This window comes from Janthinobacterium sp. GW456P, from assembly GCF_002127655.1.
Lineage (GTDB): Bacteria > Pseudomonadota > Gammaproteobacteria > Burkholderiales > Burkholderiaceae_D > Janthinobacterium.
The window spans coordinates 45,315-64,350 of sequence record NZ_NEHB01000031.1; the positions used below are offsets into that span (position 1 = coordinate 45,315).

Here is a 19,036-nt window from a genome sequence, read left to right on the forward strand (position 1 = left end):
TCATGCTGCGCATGGTCAATGGCTTTGATTGCCGGTATAGGCGGACAGCAAAATACTGCGTTCCCCCTCACCAATTTCGGCTGCTTTCGATACTGCCGGTGGCGCAGCCGCGCGCAATATGGCGATCTCATCCATGACTTTTTGCATATCACCATTGAGTGCAGGATTACTTTGATTCAGGCCAATACCCTGCCTTAACGAATCTTCTGCTTCAGCCAATTCCTCACGTATCAGGCATTGCAAGCCGCGCCCAAAGTGATGTAACGGATCCTGCGGACCCACTGCATCCAATCCAGCGAGTACTTCAGCAGCGCGCACGCTGTCATTTCCCGCCAGCCGCAGCAATCCGAGTTGCAGCCGTGCCACGGACAGGGCTGGATCCAGGGCCAGTGAAGCTTCCATTTCGTCAATAGCCCTCGCATACATCTTAATTTGTGCATATTCGGCCCCCAGCATGTAGTGCGCGGCGGCGCTGCCATCGGGGCGCGATACGGCTTCTTTCAGATAGCCGATCGCGGCGCCCGAATCACCGGCAGCGCTGGCATTCAAGGCCAGTTGCAGCAATTCGGCTTGGTCAAGCATGGACAAGGTCGCACTAGTCATAATGAAATCCGATTCAAGTTTATTTTTTCACGTACAAGTAACAGGGCAATGTGGGCGCTAACAATATAAATCCAGGCCTTCGCGCTTTCGCAAGGCCTCGCGAAGTTTTCCCAAGGCCTCCTTGTGTATTTGCGCCACCCGCCCGCGCGACACACCGAGTATCTGTGCAATTTCCTCAAAAGCAACTTGCTGCAAATAATGATACGTAATCACTTGGCGCTGCTTGCCCTGCAACTGGACAAGCGCCACTTGAATGCTCTCTTTTAACTGCATCAGTTCAATGCCGTGATACGTATTGTCCTGATAATGGATACCAGTATCAGAATACATGCCAGTATCATCGAGCGCAAACCCCACAGCCAATCCGATCGCCATTTCGGCAAGCTGCGCAAACAACGCAGCAGGATCGGCAGGATATGGCGCGGTGCCGCGCAGTGTCTCAACGCGTTCGGCAACAATGCGTTTGCGCGCGACAATCTGCTCCTGCACCTCGCTGAACGAGCGCAGACCATCCAGTACCGCACCGTTGATGCGTTTTGCGGCAAAAGTTTCAAACTTGATGCCTCGCGCACTATCAAAGCGGTCGACCGCTTCCAACAGCCCAAGACGTGCGTACTGCACGTAGTCTGCAAACTCGGCATTGACATCATGGCGCCCTGCGTACAACTTGGCTGCCATGATGCGCGCAAAGCGCAGGTAATGCGCTACGATGCGGTTGCGCAGTTCACCATCGCGATTATTCTGGAACATACGCCACAACAGCGCCATGTCAGCATTGCTGGCGACCACCTCCGGTTGCAGGGCGCAGTCCACGTAGCGTCCTAAGAAAAAGTGCCCAACAACGCACGCACGACCAGATTCCAGCCATCAATCAGTACGAACATCAGAATTTTGAGCGGCAGCGAGATCGAAGCAGGCGGCACCATCATCATGCCAAGTGACATGAGCGCGCTCGATACAATCAGGTCGATCAGCAGAAACGGCAGAAAAATCACAAAGCCGATCTGGAATGCCGAACGCAATTCCGACAGCATGAACGCCGGAATCAGCTGCACCATGCTGATATCGTCGATCACCTTAGGTGCTTCAGCCTTGGATAGCTCGACCATCAGCGCAAGATCCTGTTCCCGTGTCTGGCGGACCATAAATTCGCGCAATGGCAACACGGCACGCCCGGCGGCGGCCTCGGTGCTGAGCGAACCAGCGATGTACGGCTGCAGTGCCTTGGTATTGACCTCCTGCAAGGCTGGCGACATGGTGAAAAAAGTCAAGAACAGCGCCAGACTGATAATGACGGTATTGGGCGGCGTTTCCGGCATGCCCAGCGCGTGGCGCAACATGGACAAGACAATCACAATCCGGATAAACGAGGTCATCGACATCAGGATTGCTGGCGCCAGGCTCAGTATCGTCAGGCCAAGCAATATTTTGATTGCCGAAGAGACATCGGCCGGTGTGCCCCCCCCTTCGGCCAAACGTACCTGCAAACCCGGCAGCGCAAGCGCCGGTTCCGTTACGCCACCAGCCCAGGCCGCCGCCATCCCGCCACAGACAGTGGCCAATAAAATTCCCAGCAAGGCGCACTGCCGCAACTCAACGCGCATCGCTAAGCTCCCGGTCGCCTGGCGGAGCATCCACCATGATCGTATCGATACACGTAATGCCATGCTCACCTTGCACAAGCAAATGCTGCTTGCCACCAAATTCGACCACGGAAATCAGCGAACGAGGGCCCAACCGGCGCGTTTCCAATACACGCAGCAGCGCCGGTGCGCCGTTCGCCCGCAAGCCCAGCTTGAGACGCTTGCGGACGAACACGATCACCACGATTGCCAGCAGCGACACCAGCAACACGGCCATGCTACCGGAACCAGGCAGAGTGCCGGCCTCAGTATCGCGCTTGAAGGGAATCGATTGCGCCGCCAGCGCCGCGCCGCCAGACCATGAGCAAGCCAGAACGGCGATGATGCCTCGCCTCATGCGTGGTCAACCTCGGCCAGTTCACTGATGCGAACGCCAAAATGGTCATCCACCACCACGAGTTGGCCACGCGCGACAACATTGCCGTTCACGACAATATCGATCGGATAATCAGCCTTGCGGTCCGTCTTGAGCACCACAGCCTCCTTCAACTCCATCAGCTCCCCAACGGTGGTCTGGACCTCCCCGACCATGACGTTCAGCGTCACCTTGACACTGTCGAGCAGGCCCAGGTTACCGCCGAAGATAGCCGGTCCGATCGGTGCCGGTTCCTTGAATTCGGATAATTCAACGATCTGCGCCTGCGCCACTGCGGCGCCATTACTGTTTGATGTACTGCTCATTCCACTGCTCCATGCTGAATCAAGATACATAGTCAATCGCGCCGGACAACTTCCAGCGCTACTTTTTTGTCTGCGAGACCGAGATATGCATCGAACAATGCGCCACCTCCCGGCCCCATGACCGTCAGCGGCCGGTCTGCCAGCGTATCGAGCCGAATCACATCGCCCACACCAAGCAACATCAGGCTGCCTAGGCCGACCTCGGCACGGCCAACTTCCAATGGCAGGCTCAAACGGATGTCGCGCAAGGCGCGCAGGTAGTTCACCGAGGCAAGCGGTGGCAAGCGGCCGGCGGCGTGTCCCGCCCACTGCGCGATGCGCAATACGGCGGTCTGGCTGACAATCACATGCATGCTTTGCTTGCCAAGGCCAAGTCTTAATGCGACAACGCCCGCGCCGCGCGACCAGGCTGCCGCTGGCGGCGCCAGTGGCGTTCCGTCCTGCGTTGTGCCGCTCAACGATGCGAACAGGGCCTGGGTAGCCGCCTCGGCAACTTCGTCTGCCATTCCGGATTGAGCTGCCTGGACAGGCTCGGCAATACCCTGTGGAAACATCGCCTGGCGTAACTGCAGGTTCCAATCAGGCGTGCAGGCGTACCACCAGAGATCATCGCCACTGCTGCGCAAGGCGCGCCACGATGCTTCAGTTGAAACCGCTGGCGCCTCCCAGGCACGCAGGCAATCCAATTCCATCTCCGATGCGGCAATGCCCCACTGCGCGCACCAGGCATCGAACGCCGCGCGCAAATGCCCGGTTACTGCCGCCAACACGGTATCGGATATCAATAAATACGGTTGTACCGACATCAGCGGCGCCCTTTCATGTCGAACAGCTCCTGGATCATGTCATTTGCCGTGCTGATCACGTGAGACGACGCCTGGTAACCGCGCTGCATCAGAATTAAATTACTGAATTCCTCGGCAAGATCAACGTTAGAGCCTTCACGGTGGCCCGGTGCGAGCTTGCCATAGGCATCAACGCCGGCATAGCCGTACTGAACCGGGAGCTGCGCCGCAGCGGAAAATGCACCACCGCCAACCTGTATCAAGTCACCCAAGGCATGAAAATTGGCCAGTGCCAGGCGCGGCCCCTTCGCCGTCTGGTTATTGGAATAACGAATCGACAGCGTACCGTCGGCAGCTATTGCCTGTTCCGTCATGCTGCCCGCCATGTAGCCATCCTGGGATACCAGGCTCAGACTGCTAGGGGTGGGAAAGGAGTTCACGTTGCTGGTAAAGTCGAGCTTGACGTCAAAGGCCGGCACCGTGGCAGAACTGTACGCAAAGGTCACCACATCGAATCCCGGCAGCAGGAAGCCGGAATTAAATTTCAGCTCGCCTGTACCGACTGCCGTTCCGGTCGCGACATCGTTGACGGTCACCTTGAAATTGCCGCCGCCCAGGTCCTTGAAGATCAGATTGACATTGTGGCTGGCGCCCGCCGCATCAATGATGTTCAATCCTGTCATCGTCGCATCAATGGCGGGTGTGGCAACAGTGCTGGTGAGGTTGCCGCTAATTTTGATCGTGCTCGTTGCCTTGGGTGGATTGCGCGCCAATGTCCCAAGCTGAACGTCAGCGAGCTTGCCGCTACTGTCAAGGGCCTGGACATGGTCGCCACTGGTATTGACCAACATATCCTGGGCATTGAACTGAAAATCGCCGGCACGGGTATACAGTAATTGATCATCGCGGCGGATGACAAACATGCCATTTCCATCAATCATTACATCAAGTGGATTGCCCGTACCCTGATCAATCCCGCTCTTGAAGTTGATCTGTGCCCCCAAGGTATTCAAGCCGACACCGCGCGATCCGCCACCACTGCGGCCATTGGCGTGCGCGGCGTTGCTGCCCTTGTCGAACAAGTCGGAGAACTCTGGCTGTGACTTTTTGAAGCCCGGTGTATTGACATTGGCCAGGTTGTTTCCCACTACCCGCAAACCTTGCGAATAGCCCAACAAGCCGGAAGTACCGATCAACAGTGTATCAAGCATGATGTTTTCCTTTAACGGACATTCGTAAGTTGGGACAGCGTCACCTTGTCCTGGAAGGCTCCGGAGGAGGTCTGCAGGGTCAGCAGCGGCTGGCCGGAGGCAAAATCGAGTGCCGTCACCTTACCGGTGACCACGCCGCCACCCTGATTAATATCCACCGTCTTGCCAAGCAGGCCAACCGATTGCAGCGACGACTGCACCGACAGCAACTCATCAATCTTGGCGTTGAGCTGGCGGCTTTGCTCCAGCGATGCGAATTGCGCAATCTGCGCCACGAACTCCTGGTTATCGACCGGCTTGAGTGGATCCTGACTGTTCAGCTGCGCGGTCAGGATCTTCAGGAAATCCTGAATGGCGATATTGCTGGACTGGGCTGGCTGGTTCGCGCCTGCCGCAGAAATGGGATTAACGGCCATCAGAGTGCATCCTTATTGATGAGTGGGATTCCGGCGCTGCCGGTAGGCATGGGCTCGGCAACAAAGCAGTCAGCGCTTGCGTAGGCTTTCTGCTTGATAAGTATCTCTTTTCCATTCACAGTCAGCGCGGTCATGCGCGTGCCGGCGCCATGCAGCTCCAGCAGCATGGCCTGCGCCACCAGCCGTTCCTGAACTGCGTTCAGCGATGCATCACGTATCCATGCACGCACACCGCCGCTTTCGCGGTACAGATGCATTTGCCGCAACGCGTAGTCTGGCGTGTCATCCTGCGTCAACTGCGTTAGCGGCATATTGGCCGGCTCCGCCTCCAGCATTCGCTCTGTGCCCGAATTTGCAGCGGAGCCAGCGCTTAAGCCGGCCAACAGCGCCAAGGGTTGCGTGCGCACCACGCCGCCACCGTCGCCATCGGAGGGCCGCATGACAGCCACTGTACGGTCTGGGGTATCGCTAGCAACGGTGCCATGTATGGCGACGCGCGGCAGTGCGCCTGCCTCCGCAGCAACGGCTACGCCGTACACGGTATAGCCGTTTGGCAATGCACCAGGCAAGGCAGGCGCTGTCAGCGTGTTGCCTTTCAGCTCCCCTGCATCAGCGCGCAACGGGCGCTGTGCGGCAGTCTGATTGGCTGCCGGTTGCGGCGGGCGCGCTCCCTCTCCCGTATCGGCAGCCGGACGCTGAGCATTTTTCTTCACGCCTTGCTCCAACAGTGCCGTTTCCAGTTCAAATAGCCAGCGCTCCTGCTGTCCCTGCCGTGGCGCAGATGGATTGCGAAACGATGGCAGATGGCCGTCGACCGGTTCAAGATTCACTGTCATGTGCTGCCTCCGTCGTGCGCGACATTCCCCATTGATCATCTGCGGCCTTGAAAACAAGGCTGATCCTGTCTTGCAGGAATCGCACCTGCATCTTTTCTCGGTGCTCATGGACGGCATCGAGCGCCCGATGCGCCAGATGCAGGCGTTCCGTCAGGTCGTCGCGACGCTGCGTCAGGGCATCGAGCGCCTCTTGCGCGCGCCTGGCCTGCGCACCGCAATCTTCAATATAGCGCGCCAGCATGACAAACCGGTCCACCGATAGTGGTCGTGGTGTGCCTTCCAGGCCGCCCCATTCCTGCATCGAGGCCTGTTGGCGCTGCAGCAGCGCCTTGACAGAGGTATCTTGCACGGCCCATGCCGCGTTCACCTCGCCCAGCTCCGAGCGCAGGCGGTCGAGTTCCCATTGGCGCGTCAGGAGCATTGGTTGCAAGGCATACTGGAAACGGCGGTCGCTGCCCATTACGCACCGTCCCGCACGACAAGTGCTGCCCGCAAGCGCGCCAAGGCGTCTGCCCGTGTCGTCGACTCCTGCACCGACTGGCGCAGAACGCCGATAATTGCCGGATGCAGGGCGATGGCGCGGTCGATCGCCGCATTGCTGCCGCTACGGTAAGCACCCATGTCCACCATCTGCCGGTTACGCTGGTAAGTGGACAACGCTTCCACCACCGTAAGCATGAGGTCCTGGTCTTCGCGCCCCACCAGTTCCGAAGCCAGCCGGCTGGTGCTTTGCAAGACATCGATCGACGGAAAATGTCCTTCATGTGCGAGCTCGCGCGACAGCATGATATGGCCGTCCAGCGTAGCCCGCACAATGTCGGAAATAGGCTCGTTAAAATCGTCGCCTTCCACCAGCACCGTGTACAGGGCAGTGATGGCACCGCCTGAATCGGTCGTGCCGCAGCGCTCGCACAGGGCGGGAATATCGGAAAAGACCGACGGCGTATATCCGCGCGCGGTTGGCGGCTCCCCTGCAGCAAGACCGATTTCACGTCGCGCCATGGCGAAACGGGTAATTGAATCCATCATCAGCAGCACCTGCTGGCCTTCCTCACGAAAATGCTCGGCAATGGCGGTCGCAGCGTACGCGGCGCGGGTACGTACCAGCGCCGGCTGATCCGACGTCGCCACCACCACGACACTGCGCTCCAGCCCCTTGAGGCCCAGCTGCTTTTCCACGAATTCGCGGACTTCACGTCCACGCTCACCGATCAGCGCAATCACGTTTACGTCAGCCTGAACATCGCGTGCCAGCATGCCCAGCAATGTACTTTTGCCAACGCCGCTGCCAGCGAAGATACCCATGCGCTGGCCCCGCCCTAATGGCAGCATGGTATCGATGGCGCGCACTCCCGTAGGCATCAAGTCCTTGATGCGCGGCCGGCTCAACGGATTGATCGGGGCAGCATGCAGACTGCGCGTTTTGTGCGCCGCCAATGGCGTCCCACCGTCGATCGGTACGCCAAAGGCGTCGATGACGCGGCCCAGCAAGCTGGCTCCAACCGGAATGCCGGGTGCCTGACGCACGGCCTCGACGCGGCTGCCGGCGGCAATCCCACGCAAGTCGCCATAGGGCATCAGGATGACACGTCCCGGACGCATGCCAACCACTTCGGCCAGCAGCTTGCCTGACGTCTGAGCCAGACTCACTTCGCACACTTCACCGATGCTGACATCAGGCCCCTGCGCTTCGATACTTTGGCCGGAGATGCTCAGCACGTGCCCTGAGCGGCAAGTCAAGTCGGCATGATGCACGGCGTCCAGGTAAGCCTGCATCATGCGGTACCGCCGTTCCTCACAGCCAGCAAAGCCTCGCCGAGGCGTGACAGCTGGGTTTCCAGACGTGCATCAAGCGTGCCTTTATCGCTGTCGACCATACAGCCGCCAATTTCCACCGCACTATCGGCCTGCAAGGTAATGCGCGCGTCGAGCGGTGTATCGTTGTCCTGCAGCGTAGCCAGGTCTTGCGGATGCATGCGTATACGCAATTGTTTGGCAGCATGTTCATCGCGCGCAATGGTGCGCACCATGTCCTGCAGCGTGTCCCGGCTTGCGGCAGTGGCGCCGACCATGCGGCACACTGCCGCATGGGCGATTTCCACCAGCATGTCTTCTGCCTGCCCGAGAGCATGAGCGCGCGACGTTTCCACGGCGTCGGCCAGCGATACCAGCACTTCGATCTTGCGTGCAACCAGAGTGAGCGCCTCGCGCTCGCCCTTTTCCATCCCCTGCGCCAGGCCCCGGCGCTCCGCGTCCTTCAGCACTGCAGCCGCGTCATCATCGAGTTTCTTCTTGCTGAGCAACAATTGCGCTTTCTGTTCTGCCACTTCCTTGACCACAGCATCAAATGCCTTGCGCTCGTCAGCAGATACTGGAGGAAGAGCTGGTGCCGGCGCTGACACTACCGGCGAAGACAGGACATTTTTTACAATCTGCGCATCCAGTGGTGCAACCTGCACCGCCTCGACACGCTTTACCGCACCGCGCAACTGCCGCGGCACGGACGACACTGTCGCAGCGCGGATTATCGGGTCCATGATGTCACTTTACGCAACAGCGACGCCAAAGGAGAGGCATGCCGTGTTTGAGGCTGCTGGCAAGCCGTGGCGTCAACACGTGCGAACACCGCATCGAACACAAAACGCTGGCGCGCCGGCGCATCGGGTACCGCGCACGGACGTGCGGCGCGGATGCGTTCACGCTGTATCGCTGGAAACAGCTCGAGCATCGCAGGCGCCCAGGGCCAATCCTCCAGCGCGAGGAACTGCGCCACCATGGATGCCGGTTCATGCCGGAAAATAGCAAACATGGTCGCAGGACTGGCGGCCATGATACGGTCAAGCGAAGTAACCGCTGGCGGTGGCGGAACAGGTGTCGACAGTACCTCCTCCGCATCCGCGCCATCGAACCCCAGCTCCTTCAACTCGCGTAAATAGGCGGTCAAGGTGTCGCGGTCGGCCGCCGGCAGTTCGGCCAGGATCAGCCGTCGGTCGGCCGCACCGACAGCATGCAACGCAATGGCCGCCTGGCGATAGCCGCTCACTTGCGCTCTCCATATAAAGTGCCGCCAGCAGGCGTGGCGATCCATTGCTTGACCTCGTTAAGCAATTGCTGCCTGGCGACAGGATCCAGCCGCTTTTCAGTACGGCGGCGGTTGCGGCGTTTGAGCAGCAGATACAGCGCGCATGCCAAGGCCAGCACAGCCAAAATAGCCAGCAGCACGGCCGCTACCGGCCACTGCGGCACAATGGCGGCATTCAATGGCGCGGTTTGCAGCGGCACATCGGCGGCTGGTGTGGCCACTGCCGGCGCACGGTTGGCGGCAGTGGCGAATTTATCCATCGAATACACCACCACAGCATCACCTCGCTGGCTGTTGAAGCCAAGCGCCAGCGCGACCACTTCTTTCAGATGCTCCAACTGGACATCGTTCAATGGCTGCTTCAGCAGCACGGCCACGGTCATGCGTTTGACGGTGCCGCTCGCCGGCACCAGTTGCTCGACACGACGCCCGACCTGGTAGTCGGACTCGCTGCTACTGCCGCCCGCGCCCTGCCCCTTTTGCTCCCCGGCCGGTGCGCCATTACCTTCACGGCTGCTCTGGCGGTCGCGCACCATCACGCCGGCAGGTTGAACGTCAGCCGCCAGCCCCTTGGCCGGCAAGACTTCCTCTGTCGTGATCTTGCTCTGGTCGAGATTGAGCACCACGTCGACGCTAGCCACCGTCTCGCCGGTGCCAAAGGTGCGGTCCAATACTTGCGTCACTTTCTTGACCAGGTATTCTTCCGTGCTGCGCTTGGAATCGAGCTGCGAAACGCCCTGCTCACCACCATCGGCCTGCGCAATGCGCGTCAGCGCCACGCCATGCTGGTTCAGTACGGTGACATCATCGCTGACAATATCGGGCACGGATGCCGCGACCAACCGCTGGATGCCCGCCACTTGCGCTGCGCCAAGCACACGGCCGGCCTTCATGGTCAGCGTCACCGACGCTTTCGGCTTGGTGACGGCCTTCTTGAACAGTCCCTGCTCAGGCAGTGCCAGGTGCACGCGGGCCGCCTGGATCTCTTCGATGGAGAGTATGGTGCGCGTCAGTTCGCCCTGAATCGCGCGCAAATAATTTACTTTTTGCACAAATTCGGTCATGCCGAAATCGGCATTATTAAATACTTCAAAACCCACCGCGCCATGCAATGGCATTTCCTTGCCCATCAACTTGAGCCGAGTCTTATAGACGAGATCCTTCGGTACCAGGATGGTATTGCCGCCATCGGTCAGCTGATAGGGCGTTTTCATGCGATCGAGTTCGGCGGTCATTGCCGCTGCGTCGGCAGGTGCCACCTCCGAGAACAGCACCTGATAATCGGCACGGTATGCCCAGAACCCGAGGCTGATCACCAGGCCGGCGATCAGGACGACACCTGCAATGATGCCGATGCGCGCCTGCATTGCCAGGCGCTGCCATGCTTGTACTAATGATGTCACCGTCTAGCTCCTATACCTGCATCCGCATTACTTCCTGATACGCGTCCAGCAAACGATTTCTCACCTGCGCCAACAACTGGAACGACAATTTGGCCTCTTCAAGATGGATCATCACCTCGTGCAGGCTCTGGGATTCTCCTGCCGCCAGCTTTTTCACGTCCGTATCCGCCAGCTCCAGGCTGGCATTGACCGATTTCAGTTCCGCGGCAAACCACTGGCCAAAGCCTGCGGCAGGCGGATGTGCGGCCACTGGCGCCACGCCTGGCTGGACCAGCGCGGCAGCCGCGATCGATTCGATGGCCATCACTGCCCCCCGATTTCAAGTGTGCGCGCCGCCATGGTCTTGGCGGCATTCATAGCTACCACGTTGGCCTCATACGCACGCAATGCCGTATTCAGATTCACCATCTCGGCCGTATGATTGACGCCGGGATACGCCACGAAACCCTTGGTATCGGCATAGGGATGACCCGGCTCGTACACCATGCGCGGCTGCACCGCTTGCGGTTCGACGGATGCCACCTGCACACCGCCCTGCCCGGCCGCATACAGCGCGCCGAACTGCTGGCTGAACGCCATTGGTGCCTGCTGCGCCAGCACCTGCATGGGCCGGTACAGCTGCGCCGCCGATGGCGCCGCATTGTGCATATTGGCGATATTGGCTGCCGTCACGTCGAGCCGCAGTTTTTCAACCCGCATGCCGCTGGCGCTGATCTGGAATGCCGCGTTATAGTCCATCAGCGTTTACCCTCATTGATTGCACTGCCCAGCAGTGCAAAGTGTTTGTTCAGTGCCTTCAGCAACGCTTGCTGGTGCAAGGTGTTCTCTGATAATGCCGCCACTTCCATATCGAGCGCCACGGGCTCGCCATTGCCAGCCAGTTCAAACGCCGGCCGGAAATCTCCCAGGCTGGCCAGCGACGGCGCCGCACCGCCGGTGCTACGGGACAGTTCCGCCAGCCGGCCTTCAAAACTGACAGCCAGGCGCTGATATCCGGGCGTATTCGCGTTGGCGATATTTTGTGCGATCGCCTGCTGCCGCATGCCTGCAGCGTCCAATGCCAGACTCAACAACCCGGTCGTACTGCTATCGATAAGTGATACCATGGAACCAACTCCCGCTTCATCATTCATGACTACAGCCGAGGCCATGGACTGGCGCCGGCGCCCGCTTGTTACTGCACCACCAGTTCCGCATGCAGCGCCCCGGCGGCTTTGACGGCACGCAGGATCGAAATCATGTCGCGCGTGTTCGTCTTCAGGCGCGCCAGCGACTGCACCAGGTCGGCCACCGTATTGCTGGTCGCCGCCACATAACCCGTTTCACCCCGCTCCTCCACATCGACCCGGCTGTTGGCGACGCGCAGGCTGCGCACACCATCGCCGACGCGGCTTACCAGCAATGGCTGGGATACCGAATTGTCGGTAAGGATGGTGACTTTCAACTCGCCATGCGACACCACCACCTTGGAAATGCGCACGTCGCCGCCCGACACCACGGTGCCGGTGCGCTCGTTGATCACGACGCGGGCACGGCGGTCCGGTTCGACCGTGACGTTTTCCAGGGCGGTCAGGAAATCGGTGACGCGGCCGCGCCGCGCTTCGGGTATGCGCACCTCGATGCCGGCGGCATCCTGCGCCACCGCCAGGCCCGTGCCCAGTGCGCTGTTGATGGCGCTGGCGACCCGCGTGGCGGTCGTATAGTCCGGTTCAGCCAGGACAAAGGTGACGCTCTGGCCAGCATGGGTAACGTCGGCCGGCACGCCAACCTCGACGACGGCGCCACCCGGCACCGACGCGACGGTCGGGTGGTTTTTCTGCACCACGTTGCCATTCATGTCGTACTTATAGCCGCCGACCGATACCGGCCCTTGGGCCAGCGCATAAATACGCCCATCCGGTCCTTTCAAAGGCGCCAGCATCAGCGCGCCGCCGACCAGGCTTCGCGCGTCGCCGATCGACGTGATCGTCACATCGAGCGCCTCGCCAGCGCGGGCGAACGGCGACAGCGTGGCAGTGACCATGACCGCGGCGACGTTGCGGCTCTGCACATCGTCGGCCACGATACTCATGTCGAAGCGCGACAGCATATTGGCGATCGACTGGCGCGTCGCCTTGTTGCGGCTGGAGTCCCCGGTACCGGCCAGGCCGGTAACGATGCCGTAGCCAGTCAGTGCATTGTCACGCCAGCCCGCCATCTTGCCGAGGTCCTTGATGCGGATCACCTCGGCCTGGGTCCATCCGCTGCACAGCAACGCCGCCAGCAAGCCAGCGCGCAATAGATGTTTGATCATGGTTACAATCCGAAGAAGGTCAGGAAGCGCTGCCACCACGCCGGACGCTGCGAGTCGGCCAGGTCGCCCTGGCCGGCGTAGCTGATCTTCGCGTCGGCGATGCGGGTCGACAAGACCACGTTCGCATCGGACACATCCTGCGGACGAATACGGCCTTCCACCTTGATCGTCTGCTGCTCGTTATTCACATTCAGTATCTGCTCACCGGCCACGACCAGGTCGCCGCCAGCCAGCACTTCGCGCACGCTGACCGTAATTTGCGCCAGCACCCGTCCTTCGCGCGCCGTGCGGCCACGGCCATCCATCTGATTATTCGCATTGATGCCGGCGGCATATCCGCGGCCAGGGCGCTGGATTTCGAGACCCACGCCGGCATCGCGCCCGGCGCTGGTATTGGCAGTGCTGGTGGCGCTGGCATTTTCATACACCATCACGGTAATCAGGTCGCCAGCCCGGCGCGGCCGCAAATCCGAGGTCAGCGACTGGTAGCTACCAGGCTGATACAGGCTGTCCGCGTGCGCGTGCGCCGTGCCTGCCAGCATCGCCAAGTAGCCTACAATTTTCAAGTAACGCATTGCCTACCTTCCATCGATTCGCACCTGGCCCGGCGCAATGACTTTTGCACTGACCGCCTCGCTACTTTGCTGCAATTTGACTGGCACCATTTGTCCAAGCTGTCCATCGGCTTGCGCCACAGCCACAGTTTCCAGCAAAATTCCATGATTCCTGACCTCTACCACCACCCTGTCACCGCGCATGACGATGCCGGCCGGCGCCACTTGCCGGACAGTCAACACCTGCCCCTGCGCCAGCCCTGCCCGCAAACGCGGCGTTCCGGCCAGCGCCTCGGGCTTCATTGCCGCATCCGCCAAGCCAGCCACATCGCGCATGGCCAGCACCACATCCTGCGCCGTCACCGTGTCGCCCTCGGCCAGCGCGCGGCGCGCCACATACACCTCTTGCCGCGCCACCACCGCCAACGTCACCACTACCGAGCGGTACAAGGCGCCATCGACGAATACATCTACCCACACGGGCAGCCGTGCCCGCAACGACTGGCGCTCGATGGCACGCACCCGGTATTCCACCCGGCCTGATGGCAAGGCCAACTCCGCCAGCGGCGCCGCCAGGCTCAGTTCCAGCGACGCATATTGGGGGCCGAACACTGCCGACACATGCCGGACCGCTTCGGCCAGCGGCAAGGCCGGGTCCAGCGCGCGGCTTTCACGGCGTATCGTCACGCTGCGCGCACCCTGCCACTCGATGCGCTGTCCCAACGGAAACTGCTGTCCCCGCAAAGCCACTTCCAGCTCGGCGCGGCTACGCCGGTCGACATGCCCGGCCAAGGGGGCGCTGCCCACAGGCAGCGCGGCAATCGCCTCGGTCATCCGGGCATCCCCCGCATCGACCTTGGCAAGGTCCGACAGCACCATGCGCGGGCGGCTCAGCAAGACTTCGTCGCGCAAATCAATTTTTACCGTCGAGGCATGCGCCGCAATACCCAGCACGGCGAGTGGTGCGCAAGCCAACCAGCGGAACAGGAAGCTCGCTGCAGCCATACTTTATTTCCGCAGGTTATTGCTCATACCCAGCATTTCATCGGAAGCCTGGATCACCTTCACACTGCTTTCGTACGCGCGTTGCGCCACCATCAAATCGACCATTTCCTCGATCAGCTTGACATTCGACGACTCAAGGAAACCTTGCGCCAAGGTTCCCAGCCCATCATCGCCCGGCTTGCCGTAGATCGCATCGCCGGAACGTTCCGACGGTTTGTACAGGTTGCCGCCCAGCGACAGCAGGCCCGTCGTGTCAGAAAAGCGTGCCAGCTCGATGCGCCCCACCTCGCTTGCCTCGCCTTTGTCGCGGCTCACCATCACACGGCCATCGGCGCTCAAGCTCACTTCCCTGGCATCGGTACCCACATGGATCGCCGGTTTGAATACGTGGCCATCGGAAGTGGCTAGAAAGCCGTCCTTGTCGACCGACAAGGTTCCGCCGCGGCTATACGCAGGCGTGCCGTCGACATCGACCACCTCGAAAAAACCTTCGCCCTTGATGGCGACATCCATGGCTGAATCCGTCTTTTTCAAGTCGCCGGCAGTAAATACCTGGGACAGTGAAAAAATACCGACACCACGTCCCCGCCACAGGTTCTGCCCCGCCTGCACGTCATCGCCGCGCACCGCGCGCGACACTTCGCGGCTGACCATGTCTTCAAAACTGACGCGCCCCTTTTTGAAACCGGGTGTATTCACATTCGCCAGATTATTGGCGATGGTGTCGACACTTTTTTGCTGCATGTGCATGCCGGTGGCGGCGATATAGAGCGAATCGTTCATGCTGCGTTAAAACTCCCCAAGCTTGCGTATCGTTTTTTCCAGCACATCGTCATAACCCTGCATGATTTTTTGCAGCGCTTCGAAATGACGCACGGTTTCCGTCAGGCGCACCATCTCCTGAGCGGAATTGACATTCGATGCTTCTTGAAATCCAGCGCGCACCTTGCTGCTCACATCGCGTTCCGCCAGATGCGCATTTCCCTGCACATACAATCCGCCACCGACGGGCAGCAGCGCTTGTGGATTGCTGAAATGCACGAGTTTTAATCGACCGGCAATACGCTCCCCTTGGCGCACATCACCATTCGCATCGATTTTAAAAGGGTCGGGAGTCAGAATAATGTCGCCAGTGGCGCCAGCCAGCGGCAAATCGTGCGCGCCCACCAGGCGTCCATTCATATCGACGCGCAATGCGCCCTGCCGTGTGTATTGCGGTCCGGAACGGCTTTCCACCTCAAAAAAGGCAGCGCCCTCTATCGCCACGTCCTGCGCATTGGCGGTATGGCGCAAAGAACCGGCGGAAGGATCAATCGTCAGGGAAGATGAAAAAATAGATGGACCAACAGCGCCTTGTTGCAAGCCATCCTGCATATGCGCGGCAAATGCGGGGCCGACCAACACCTGCTTTTTATATGCAGGCGTAAGCACATTCGCCACGTTCTGGCTGATCGTTTCCAGCCGCTGCAAGTCGTGTTGCATGCCGTTGCCGGCGATAGCCATCAAGTCCATACGTACGCAATCAATACCCGCGCACAAAGGCACGAAGGAAATTTAAGTAGATTAAAACAATATCATACCTGGCAACAAAATTGTTGCCAGGACGTAAAATTTTATATAATTGAAATTTGGAACTTTTTTAAAAAAGAAAAATAAAATGTCTTTTTATTAATTATTTACATGTGACTTTAAAAAAGGATCTCCAGAGCTTGCTAGGTTACGTACCCGAATCCACGCGCTGCGGACCAAGGCTTGGATTAATCGGGTAATCATTGTTTCAGGGCTGCGTACCCCCTATCAGCCAGCGTTGTACACCTTGAAGGTGCTGGCGTTGTTGTGGAAGTTGCTGACCTTGTTCGGCACCGTCAGCACCTGCCCTTCGATCAGCGTGTCGCTGAGCGTCAGCCCATTCGCATCGGCCAGCAGATACCACAGGCTTTCATCGCCCCAGACGGCGCGCGCGATCGCACCCAGCGTGTCTCCCTTGCGTACCGTATAGGCGCTCGCGGTGGCGCCCGGATAGGACGAATTGATCGGCTGGTAGTTCTGGTCGAAGTCAGCCGACGATACCGGCTTGGCGTTACGGAAGCCGCCAGGCGTGGTCAGGCCGCGCTGCGCCAGTTCTTCCGCATACGAAATTGTCGATGGCCCTTCGCTGCTGACGTCGCCGATGGTATGGCCATTCATATAGTAGAAGCGATGTGCCACTTCCAGGTTGCCATTGCCCAGCGTCTACTTATGCCGCAGCACTCCGGAATCTGCCTCCGGCCTCACCGTTGGGCCATAACGGCATTTAGTAAAACGCAACTTGCAATAGATCAAGACAACCAAAGCTGAGATCGTGTACGAACGCCGGACCTGACCCCGGCTCCTGCAATGCGCCCAAGGCAAACCCGTTCCAGTTAAAGCCATCCTGCGCGCCTATGGCCATGCCCACCATCTGGCTGGCAATCGACCCGAGGGCACCAGCCATTGCGCCGCCTGCCACTATCGCAGAGGTAGCGGTCGTCGCATCATCAAGGCGCTGCTCGATGGCATTATCATCAAGTACCAGACCAAGCAGATGATGGGCAACCTGAGCAGCTAAGGGATTCTTAGCAGCTAAAAAAAGAAGCTGTCCCCATCACCCGCGCGACCAGCAGCGGGTTGGGGACGGCTTTTTTAATTGAAAGAATAACGGCTGACCGCGCACCTTCCTAAGGGATAAGCGGTCGAGGCCGTGTCCCGTTGCCGGAACAGACCCCGCCCCCCCGGCACTCCAATGTCGGACCTGACCCCGGCGCCTAACTCAGATTTTTTACATCAAGATTATAGATCGCCAGGGTTGCCTTGCGGCCCGTATCCTTCTCCTTGGCTTCAAAAGCGGCAAACGCCTCCTGGAGCTTGTCGTCAATGAACGCCGTTTTCTCCAAGTCTTTCTTCAACTTGGGGAGAATTTCTGCCCACAGTTCCTTGAGATCAGCCATATTGCTTTCGTACGTCGTATAGCCCCACTCCGGGTAGTCGTCAGGGGCGTCTGTTGATGCAACAGCTAACGCTCCAGCAAAATCACGTAATTTTTCGGTCAAAGACATCATGAATCCTTCAATTTAGAACTTCCGGCCAGGCAGTTTTGGCATCGGTACGTAGGGTTGGATCGATTGACGGGGAACCACGTACGGCCCACCCAATTCTGTCGGTCGAATGATAAGGAAGTTGCCCGGCCGGATGGTGTTCCACTTGCTCAACTGTGGTGTGTAGCCATCCTTCCGCGCCAGCGTCGTGTCGTGGAAAATGTTAAAGCCGATCCTGCCCATTGTTTTTGATGCGGCGGTTGATGGCCCATATGTTCGACATCGAGCTGTCGTTTATATCTTCGGCCTTTGCCATATCACGAAGACGGAGTCGCACCTGATCTTCCTCGATACGAGCAGTCGTTCGATAGTCATTAATCGATTCAGCCAAACTCTCCCCAAGCGCATTGCCGAACGCGTCTGTAGCAATGTGCTTCTGACGCTAGCGTTTGGGCACGCTCCTTTCATCACAGCGGTGTAGCGCAAAGAACCGGCGGATGGGTCGATTGTCAAAGAAGGTGGAGAATGGACGGGTCGGCAACACCTTGCTCCAAGAAGCCCTGTATATGCACAGCAAACGCGGGACCGACCACCACCTGCTTTTTATAAGCCGGCGTGAGCGCATTCGCCACGTTCTGGCTGATCGTTTCCAGCCGCTGTAAGTCGTGTTGCATGCCGTTGCCGGCGATAGCCATCAAGTCCATACGTGCGGAATCAGAGCCCGAGCACAAAGGCACGAAGAAAATTTAGTAGACTGAAACAATATCATACCTGACAACAAAATTGTTGCACTAGTCGACTATTTTTTGCGGAAATAATTATTATAGCTTTAATCACCCCATAAATTAGCAGAGGGGACCCCATATTTTTAAAACTATAAAGTAGAAATTTCTGAAATAGCCTTCAGCCTTATTCTTTTATCTGGATTTCTCAATCTGGCTAACATATTAACATAATCACTAGTCTTTGGAATATAATCCTTCACCCTCAAAATCTCGCCAGCAGATTTAAGCAGCAAAACAGGGTCACCCTCTCCAGAAATAACAATTCCAAATAAAGACTTCAAATAAATACCAACCATTACCTCTGGAATAGGGACCAAAGAAAGATAACTTAGAGCTGTGCCAAGTGGCCAATGCGGCAATCCATCGATAGCCATTATTAAACGCTCAACGGCATCATCAATAGCACCGAATTTATGAGCATAGATTAACGCACTAACGTAATCATTACTATTCGCATCTTGGGAATAGATCTTATTACGCAATAACTCAAAAAAATCATCATTAGACAAAAGCAAACTAAGTGCCGAAAAATCATTATCACGCTTGAAGATTTCAACAAGAGTGATCCATTCGGATGACGTTATACCAGAGAACTCTTCTAGTGCGAATCCGTCCAACCGCTCCCTGCCGCCTCGCTTCAATTTTGCCAAGACACTTTCAAAAACTGCAGTATGCATAAAACTTCT

27 protein-coding genes and 1 pseudogene are annotated in these 19,036 nt (G+C 58.4%); 1 reads left to right on the forward strand and 27 read right to left on the reverse strand.

Annotated elements, in window-relative coordinates; genetic code table 11:
• Nucleotides 1-15 precede the first annotated feature (15 nt).
• The 24 genes from CBW66_RS23160 to CBW66_RS23275 all read right to left on the reverse strand — a co-directional run bounded on the left by CBW66_RS23160 (nucleotide 16) and on the right by CBW66_RS23275 (nucleotide 16,985).
• Entirely contained in the window at nucleotides 16-603 is a 588-nt protein-coding gene (locus CBW66_RS23160) for a hypothetical protein (RefSeq protein ID WP_139841694.1), read from the reverse strand.
• A gap of 57 nt (nucleotides 604-660) precedes the next feature.
• Nucleotides 661-1,416 (reverse strand): sigma-70 family RNA polymerase sigma factor, encoded by a 756-nt coding sequence (locus CBW66_RS23165; protein WP_086139158.1) that lies wholly within the window; start codon nucleotides 1,414-1,416, stop codon nucleotides 661-663.
• A gap of 8 nt (nucleotides 1,417-1,424) precedes the next feature.
• Entirely contained in the window at nucleotides 1,425-2,207 is a 783-nt protein-coding gene (fliP, locus tag CBW66_RS23170) for a flagellar type III secretion system pore protein FliP (RefSeq protein ID WP_086139159.1), read from the reverse strand.
• Nucleotides 2,197-2,583 (reverse strand): flagellar biosynthetic protein FliO, encoded by a 387-nt coding sequence (locus tag CBW66_RS23175; protein ID WP_086139160.1) that lies wholly within the window; start codon nucleotides 2,581-2,583, stop codon nucleotides 2,197-2,199. Before CBW66_RS23175 ends, fliP begins: the two co-directional genes overlap by 11 nt.
• Nucleotides 2,580-2,927 (reverse strand): FliM/FliN family flagellar motor switch protein, encoded by a 348-nt coding sequence (locus tag CBW66_RS23180; protein ID WP_170932967.1) that lies wholly within the window; start codon nucleotides 2,925-2,927, stop codon nucleotides 2,580-2,582. The genes CBW66_RS23175 and CBW66_RS23180 overlap by 4 nt, the downstream gene beginning before the upstream one ends.
• A 32-nt stretch (nucleotides 2,928-2,959) precedes the next feature.
• Nucleotides 2,960-3,733 (reverse strand): FliM/FliN family flagellar motor C-terminal domain-containing protein, encoded by a 774-nt coding sequence (locus tag CBW66_RS23185; RefSeq protein WP_086139162.1) that lies wholly within the window; start codon nucleotides 3,731-3,733, stop codon nucleotides 2,960-2,962.
• Nucleotides 3,733-4,923: a flagellar hook protein FlgE gene (locus tag CBW66_RS23190; protein ID WP_086139163.1), complete on the reverse strand. Its 1,191-nt coding sequence runs from the start codon at nucleotides 4,921-4,923 to the stop codon at nucleotides 3,733-3,735. Before CBW66_RS23190 ends, CBW66_RS23185 begins: the two co-directional genes overlap by 1 nt.
• An 11-nt stretch (nucleotides 4,924-4,934) precedes the next feature.
• A complete protein-coding gene (locus CBW66_RS23195) occupies nucleotides 4,935-5,339 on the reverse strand; it encodes a flagellar hook capping FlgD N-terminal domain-containing protein (RefSeq protein WP_086139164.1) in 405 nt (134 codons plus the stop codon).
• On the reverse strand, nucleotides 5,339-6,175 hold the full coding sequence (locus tag CBW66_RS23200) for a hypothetical protein (protein WP_139841695.1): 837 nt from the start codon (nucleotides 6,173-6,175) through the stop codon (nucleotides 5,339-5,341). Before CBW66_RS23200 ends, CBW66_RS23195 begins: the two co-directional genes overlap by 1 nt.
• The gene (locus CBW66_RS23205) at nucleotides 6,159-6,635 is read right to left on the reverse strand and encodes a hypothetical protein (RefSeq protein WP_086139166.1); all 477 of its coding nucleotides are present in this window, start codon (nucleotides 6,633-6,635) and stop codon (nucleotides 6,159-6,161) included. The genes CBW66_RS23200 and CBW66_RS23205 overlap by 17 nt, the downstream gene beginning before the upstream one ends.
• Complete coding sequence (locus tag CBW66_RS23210; RefSeq protein ID WP_086139167.1) at nucleotides 6,635-7,954, reverse strand: FliI/YscN family ATPase; 1,320 nt, start codon at nucleotides 7,952-7,954, stop codon at nucleotides 6,635-6,637. The genes CBW66_RS23205 and CBW66_RS23210 overlap by 1 nt, the downstream gene beginning before the upstream one ends.
• On the reverse strand, nucleotides 7,951-8,712 hold the full coding sequence (locus tag CBW66_RS23215) for a FliH/SctL family protein (protein ID WP_086139168.1): 762 nt from the start codon (nucleotides 8,710-8,712) through the stop codon (nucleotides 7,951-7,953). Before CBW66_RS23215 ends, CBW66_RS23210 begins: the two co-directional genes overlap by 4 nt.
• Nucleotides 8,700-9,218, reverse strand: coding sequence for a hypothetical protein (locus CBW66_RS23220; protein ID WP_086139169.1), 519 nt, complete (start codon nucleotides 9,216-9,218; stop codon nucleotides 8,700-8,702). The genes CBW66_RS23215 and CBW66_RS23220 overlap by 13 nt, the downstream gene beginning before the upstream one ends.
• Entirely contained in the window at nucleotides 9,215-10,660 is a 1,446-nt protein-coding gene (gene fliF, locus CBW66_RS23225) for a flagellar basal-body MS-ring/collar protein FliF (RefSeq protein ID WP_139841696.1), read from the reverse strand. The genes CBW66_RS23220 and fliF overlap by 4 nt, the downstream gene beginning before the upstream one ends.
• 10 nt (nucleotides 10,661-10,670) lie before the next feature.
• Nucleotides 10,671-10,964, reverse strand: coding sequence for a flagellar hook-basal body complex protein FliE (fliE, locus tag CBW66_RS23230; RefSeq protein WP_086139171.1), 294 nt, complete (start codon nucleotides 10,962-10,964; stop codon nucleotides 10,671-10,673).
• On the reverse strand, nucleotides 10,964-11,398 hold the full coding sequence (gene flgC, locus CBW66_RS23235) for a flagellar basal body rod protein FlgC (protein WP_086139172.1): 435 nt from the start codon (nucleotides 11,396-11,398) through the stop codon (nucleotides 10,964-10,966). The genes fliE and flgC overlap by 1 nt, the downstream gene beginning before the upstream one ends.
• Entirely contained in the window at nucleotides 11,398-11,793 is a 396-nt protein-coding gene (locus CBW66_RS23240) for a flagellar basal body protein (RefSeq protein ID WP_170932968.1), read from the reverse strand. Before CBW66_RS23240 ends, flgC begins: the two co-directional genes overlap by 1 nt.
• Before the next feature lie 41 nt (nucleotides 11,794-11,834).
• Entirely contained in the window at nucleotides 11,835-12,953 is a 1,119-nt protein-coding gene (locus CBW66_RS23245) for a flagellar basal body P-ring protein FlgI (RefSeq protein WP_086139174.1), read from the reverse strand.
• Nucleotides 12,954-12,955: 2 nt separating this feature from the next.
• Nucleotides 12,956-13,528, reverse strand: a complete 573-nt coding sequence (locus CBW66_RS23250; RefSeq protein ID WP_086139175.1) for a flagellar basal body L-ring protein FlgH — start codon at nucleotides 13,526-13,528, stop codon at nucleotides 12,956-12,958.
• Between the two features lie 3 nt (nucleotides 13,529-13,531).
• The gene (flgA, locus tag CBW66_RS23255; protein WP_086139176.1) at nucleotides 13,532-14,512 is read right to left on the reverse strand and encodes a flagellar basal body P-ring formation chaperone FlgA; all 981 of its coding nucleotides are present in this window, start codon (nucleotides 14,510-14,512) and stop codon (nucleotides 13,532-13,534) included.
• Between the two features lie 3 nt (nucleotides 14,513-14,515).
• Nucleotides 14,516-15,295 carry a flagellar basal-body rod protein FlgG gene (gene flgG, locus CBW66_RS23260; protein ID WP_086139177.1) on the reverse strand — a complete coding sequence of 260 codons (780 nt, stop codon included), beginning with the start codon at nucleotides 15,293-15,295 and terminating at the stop codon, nucleotides 14,516-14,518.
• A gap of 6 nt (nucleotides 15,296-15,301) precedes the next feature.
• Nucleotides 15,302-16,015, reverse strand: coding sequence for a flagellar hook-basal body protein (locus CBW66_RS23265; protein ID WP_170932969.1), 714 nt, complete (start codon nucleotides 16,013-16,015; stop codon nucleotides 15,302-15,304).
• Nucleotides 16,016-16,309: 294 nt separating this feature from the next.
• A complete protein-coding gene (locus CBW66_RS23270) occupies nucleotides 16,310-16,720 on the reverse strand; it encodes a LysM peptidoglycan-binding domain-containing protein (RefSeq protein WP_139841697.1) in 411 nt (136 codons plus the stop codon).
• Nucleotides 16,721-16,805: 85 nt separating this feature from the next.
• On the reverse strand, nucleotides 16,806-16,985 hold the full coding sequence (locus CBW66_RS23275; protein ID WP_086139180.1) for a hypothetical protein: 180 nt from the start codon (nucleotides 16,983-16,985) through the stop codon (nucleotides 16,806-16,808).
• 33 nt (nucleotides 16,986-17,018) lie between these two features.
• Between CBW66_RS23275 and CBW66_RS29815 the strand changes: the two are divergent.
• Nucleotides 17,019-17,099, forward strand: a pseudogene (locus CBW66_RS29815) (RstR family transcriptional regulator); the annotation flags it as partial.
• A gap of 196 nt (nucleotides 17,100-17,295) precedes the next feature.
• On the opposite strand, the gene CBW66_RS29515 reads toward CBW66_RS29815, so the two are convergent.
• The 3 genes from CBW66_RS29515 to CBW66_RS28730 all read right to left on the reverse strand — a co-directional run bounded on the left by CBW66_RS29515 (nucleotide 17,296) and on the right by CBW66_RS28730 (nucleotide 19,027).
• Complete coding sequence (locus tag CBW66_RS29515) at nucleotides 17,296-17,589, reverse strand: hypothetical protein (protein ID WP_230492349.1); 294 nt, start codon at nucleotides 17,587-17,589, stop codon at nucleotides 17,296-17,298.
• A gap of 485 nt (nucleotides 17,590-18,074) precedes the next feature.
• The gene (locus CBW66_RS23290; RefSeq protein ID WP_170932970.1) at nucleotides 18,075-18,260 is read right to left on the reverse strand and encodes a flagellar basal body protein; all 186 of its coding nucleotides are present in this window, start codon (nucleotides 18,258-18,260) and stop codon (nucleotides 18,075-18,077) included.
• A gap of 179 nt (nucleotides 18,261-18,439) precedes the next feature.
• Nucleotides 18,440-19,027: a hypothetical protein gene (locus CBW66_RS28730; protein WP_139841698.1), complete on the reverse strand. Its 588-nt coding sequence runs from the start codon at nucleotides 19,025-19,027 to the stop codon at nucleotides 18,440-18,442.
• Nucleotides 19,028-19,036: the final 9 nt, after the last annotated feature.